Origin of the sequence: Natronococcus sp., from assembly GCF_047921035.1 — an archaeon.
Classification (GTDB): Archaea; Halobacteriota; Halobacteria; order Halobacteriales; family Natrialbaceae; genus Natronococcus.
Window position 1 is genome coordinate 2,073 of sequence record NZ_JBLRWX010000143.1, and the last position, 4,504, is coordinate 6,576.

Annotated in this window: 4 protein-coding genes; 3 read left to right on the plus strand and 1 reads right to left on the minus strand. The window is 64.8% G+C overall.

Features of this window, described 5'->3' with window-relative positions; all coding sequences use genetic code 11:
• Positions 1–475, minus strand: a 475-nt coding sequence (locus tag ACNA7R_RS18665; RefSeq protein WP_416285026.1) for a nicotinamide-nucleotide adenylyltransferase, incomplete at its 3' end; no start/stop codon positions are given.
• A gap of 224 nt (positions 476–699) precedes the next feature.
• Here ACNA7R_RS18665 and lonB point away from each other — a divergent pair.
• From lonB to ACNA7R_RS18680, 3 genes are read left to right on the plus strand one after another with little or no spacing between them, the layout of a single operon-like run.
• On the plus strand, positions 700–2,907 hold the full coding sequence (lonB, locus tag ACNA7R_RS18670) for an ATP-dependent protease LonB (protein WP_416285027.1): 2,208 nt from the start codon (positions 700–702) through the stop codon (positions 2,905–2,907).
• Positions 2,908–3,870 (plus strand): type II CAAX prenyl endopeptidase Rce1 family protein, encoded by a 963-nt coding sequence (locus tag ACNA7R_RS18675; RefSeq protein ID WP_416285028.1) that lies wholly within the window; start codon positions 2,908–2,910, stop codon positions 3,868–3,870. It abuts the gene before it with no gap.
• Between the two features lie 25 nt (positions 3,871–3,895).
• Complete coding sequence (locus ACNA7R_RS18680; protein ID WP_416285029.1) at positions 3,896–4,240, plus strand: hypothetical protein; 345 nt, start codon at positions 3,896–3,898, stop codon at positions 4,238–4,240.
• The last annotated feature ends 264 nt before the right edge of the window (positions 4,241–4,504 follow it).

Here is a 4,504-nt window from a genome sequence, read left to right on the forward strand (position 1 = left end):
GTTCGATACCGTCGATCTCCTCGACGACCTCGACGACGGCCTCGGGGACCAGCGACTCCCAGTCGCCGCCGTTGATCATCCGCTCGCGGACTTCGGTTCCCTCGAGGACCTCGCGGTTGAACATCGGCGACTGGCGAACCTCGAAGTTCGCCTCGCGGAACAGCTGGACGACCAGCGGGTTGTTCGAGTAGGCGACGTCGAAGTGCGGGCTCATGCTCTGGACGTGGCTCACCCACACCGAGTTCCGATCCAGGTCCTCGATCGGGACGGCGTAGGTCACCAGATCGGAGTCGACCAGTGACTTGGTTATCATCATGATCCGTTCACCGGCGGTGAACGGATTCCGAACCGAGTGTGAGTCGTCCGCGCTTCCGATGCCCAGGACGAGTTCGTCGACGTCCTCGGCGATCTGCTCGACCATGTTGCGGTGACCGTTATGAAACGGCTGGAAGCGGCCGATGTAGAACCCCCTCATGGCGGGTACTGTTTCGGGGTTGTGCTTAAGCGTGGCGGGTTCCCTCGTGGGAGCGTCGGGACCGGTGGTATTTACGGTGAGGGCGCCGGGCACGCTCGTCAGCGATCGAACCGATTCGCCGTCTCGAGCGCCGTAGTCGTCGATTACGGCCACGAAGCCCGTGTTCCGCATGGAGAAAGTATATCAGTCGCAATCCCTTCGGATCAGGTACTGAACAGAGTTCTATGAGTAACGATACGAACGTTGACGACTCCTCCGAAGGCGCACCTGACGACGTTCCCGACGAGAGCCGGCGGGAGCGGTCGTCGGACCGCCAGGAGGATCGGTCGCCAGTGACGGACTCCGGCGATCGGACCGACGAGTCCGACGGGAGGCCGACCGAGGGGGTCGGCCGCGAGTCGGAGCCCGACGAGTCCGAGCAACGTCCACCCGAAGGGTTCGACGAGGAACCCGACGCCGACGAGGATATCGAGACCGTCGAGGACCTCGGGAGCACCGTCGAGGTCGATCCGGGCGTCGAGATCGACGAGGAAAGCGCCGAGGACGACCTCCTCGGCGGACTCAAGATCGACTCGACGGCCGACATCGAGGTCCCCGACCGGCTCGTCGACCAGGTGATCGGACAGGACGAGGCTCGAGACATCATTATCAAGGCGGCCAAGCAGCGCCGACACGTGATGATGATCGGCTCGCCCGGGACCGGGAAGTCGATGCTGGCCAAAGCGATGAGCCAGCTGCTCCCCCAGGAGGATCTCCAGGACGTCCTCGTCTACCACAACCCCGACGACGGCAACGAGCCGAAGGTCCGAACGGTTCCCGCCGGCAAGGGCGAACAGATCATCGACGCGCACAAGGAGGAAGCCCGCAAGCGCAACCAGATGCGGTCGATCCTGATGTGGATCATCATCGCGATCGTCGTCGGCTACGCGATCCTCTCCGGGCAGATCCTGCTCGGCATCCTCGCGGCAGGTATCATCTGGTTTATCTTCCGCTACACGTCCCGCGGCACGGACGCGATGGTGCCGAACATGATCGTCGACAACGGCGACCAGCGCCAGGCCCCCTTCGAGGACGCGACCGGCGCCCACGCCGGCGCGCTGCTGGGCGACGTCCGCCACGACCCGTTCCAGTCCGGCGGCATGGAGACGCCGAGCCACGACCGGGTCGAACCCGGCGGCATCCACAAGGCCAACAAGGGCGTGCTGTTCGTCGACGAGATCAACACGCTCGACGTCCGCACCCAGCAGAAGCTGATGACCGCGATCCAGGAGGGCGAGTTCGCCATCACGGGCCAGTCCGAGCGCTCCTCGGGCGCGATGGTCCAGACCGAACCCGTCCCCTGTGACTTCATCATGATCGCGGCCGGGAACCTGGACGCGATGGAGAACATGCACCCCGCCCTGCGCTCGCGGATCAAGGGCTACGGGTACGAGGTGTACATGGACGACACCATCGAGGACACCCCCGAGATGCGCCGGAAGTACGCCCGCTTTATCGCACAGGAGGTCGAACGCGACGGCCGCCTGCCCCACTTCACCCGCGAGGCCGTCGAGGAGGTCATCCTCGAGGCCAAGCGCCGCGCAGGGCGGAAAGAGCACCTCACCCTCGAGTTCCGGAGTCTCGGCGGCCTGGTTCGAGTGGCGGGCGACATCGCTCGCGCCGAGGACGCCGAGTTCACGACCCGCGACGACGTCCTCGAGGCCAAGGGCCGCTCGCGCTCGATCGAGCAACAGCTCGCCGACGACTACATCGAACGGCGCAAGGACTACGAGCTCCAGGTCACCCACGACGGCATGGAGGGCCGGGTCAACGGGCTCGCCGTCATGGGCGAGGACAGCGGGATCATGCTGCCCGTGATGGCCGAGATCGCGCCCGCGCAGGGTCAGGGTCAGGTCATCGCCACGGGACAGCTCAAGGAGATGGCCGAGGAGTCGGTCCAGAACGTCTCGGCGATCATCAAGAAGTTCTCCGACGTGAACCTCTCGGAGAAGGACGTCCACATCCAGTTCGTCCAGGCCGGCCAGCAGGGCGTCGACGGCGACTCCGCCTCCATCACGGTGGCGACGGCCGTCATCTCCGCCCTGGAGGATATCCCGGTCGACCAGTCGGTCGCGATGACCGGGTCGCTCTCCGTTCGCGGGGACGTGCTCCCGGTCGGCGGGGTGACCCACAAGATCGAGGCCGCCGCCAAGGCCGGCTGCTCGAAGGTTATCATCCCCAAAGCGAACGAACAGGACGTGATGATCGAGGACGAGTACGAGGAGATGATCGAGATCATCCCCTGTTCGAACATCAGCGAGGTCCTCGAGGTCGCCCTGATGGGCGAACCGAAGAAGGACTCGCTGGTCGATCGGCTCAAGTCGATCACCGGATCGGCGTTCGACCAGCAGGCCGTCGGCTCGGCCAGCGGTTCGAACCCGAGCCCGCAGTAGATGGCAGCGTGGACGGCGTTCGCGGCGATCACGGGCGCCGTCCTCCTCGTGTTGCTGGTTCTTTCCCACCTCACGCAGTCGGCGTTCGACGACGTCGACCTCGAGACCGATTCCGACGACGCTCCGGCCAAGTCTGTTCTCGCCACCGACTCCGAAGCGTCGACTCTCGAAGACGATCCCGAGGCGGCCGACGAGACGCCTCTCGAGACCGAAACGAACGCAGCGACCCTCTCGAGGTCCGAGTCGGTGACCGACGACGCAACCGCGCCCGCGAGGCGCGAATCCGGGTCCGACGATGCGGCCCGTCCCGCCGAGACCACCTCTCGAGACCGGCGGGACGGCGTCGATCCCGACTCGCTGACGACGGGGATGATGCTCGCGAACGTCGCGGCCTCCCAGGGACTGTTCGCGCTGGTGTTGCTAGGTGCGATCGTCTACACCGGCGTGCCAGCCGACGCACTGGGGATCGAGTTTTCCGCGGCGTACCTCGAGACCGGGCTGGTCGTCGGCACCGCGGTCGGGGTCGTCCTCTACGTCGCCAACGAGATCGGCGCCGCGCTCGCGGCGCGACTGGGGTTCGACCACGACGAACAGCTCAGGGAGCTGCTGGCGCCGGACTCGGCTCGAGGCTGGGCCGTCCTGCTCGGGGGCGTGCTCCCGCTGATCGCCGTCTTCGAGGAGTTACTGTTTCGGGCGGCGCTGATCGGTGCGCTCTCGGTCGGCTTCGGGATCTCGCCGTGGCTGCTCGCAGTGATGTCCTCGATCGCGTTCGCGCTGGGCCACGGGATGCAGGGCGACGTCGGCGTCGTCGTCACCGGGCTGCTCGGGTTCGTGCTGGCGGCGATCTTCATCCTGACGGGAAGTTTCCTCGTGGTCGTCGTCGCCCACTACCTGATCAACGCCTTCGAGTTCGTCGTCCACGAGGGGATCGACCTCGAGTGGGCCGAAACCCTCGAAAGCTAAGGGTCCCCGGCCGCTCGAGTCGCGTATGAGCGACACGATCGAACTCTCGGCGTCGATGCGACGACTGATCGTCTACGGGATCCTGTTTTACTTCGCGCTGTTCGCGTACGCGACCTTCGCCGAGGACGCGCTGGCGATGCTCGCGACGGAGTTCGCCTTCGGCGTGATTGCGATCGGGATCGGTGCGATCCTCTACGGTGAGGCGGACGAGACGCGGTCGGTCGTGACGGGCGCGGCGGTCTGTCTGATCGCGGGTGGGGTCCTCCAGTTCGCCCACCTCGCCAGCAGGCTGATGGTCGTCGACCTGGCGAGTACGCTGCTGGTCTACGCCGGCATCGCGCTCTACATCTACGCGGTCTGGGACAGCTAGAAACCGGAGTCCCAGTAGATAGTAGCACGAATTATTTTTACGGGGCGTTTTGTGAATTCGCGTCACAGACAGGGGATGCAAACATCAGTGTGGACTCAGTACGATTATAGTAACAACTGCAACGATTTACACACTGATTACACAGCCGTCGTGCGATCAGGTGTGCACCGACTTGCAGTGGCTACTATCGGTAGTTCCCATCGAATCAGGAGTTAGTCAGGACTGACGAGGTTAGATTCTCAGAAAGCGTCTGGATGGGTGTAT

Excerpts from the sequence above, each read along its gene's own strand:
- lonB (WP_416285027.1), top strand. The coding sequence starts at position 700 with ATGAGTAACGATACGAACGTTGACGACTCCTCCGAAGGCGCACCTGAC.
- ACNA7R_RS18675 (WP_416285028.1), top strand. The coding sequence starts at position 2,908 with ATGGCAGCGTGGACGGCGTTCGCGGCGATCACGGGCGCCGTCCTCCTC.
- ACNA7R_RS18680 (WP_416285029.1), top strand. The coding sequence starts at position 3,896 with ATGAGCGACACGATCGAACTCTCGGCGTCGATGCGACGACTGATCGTC.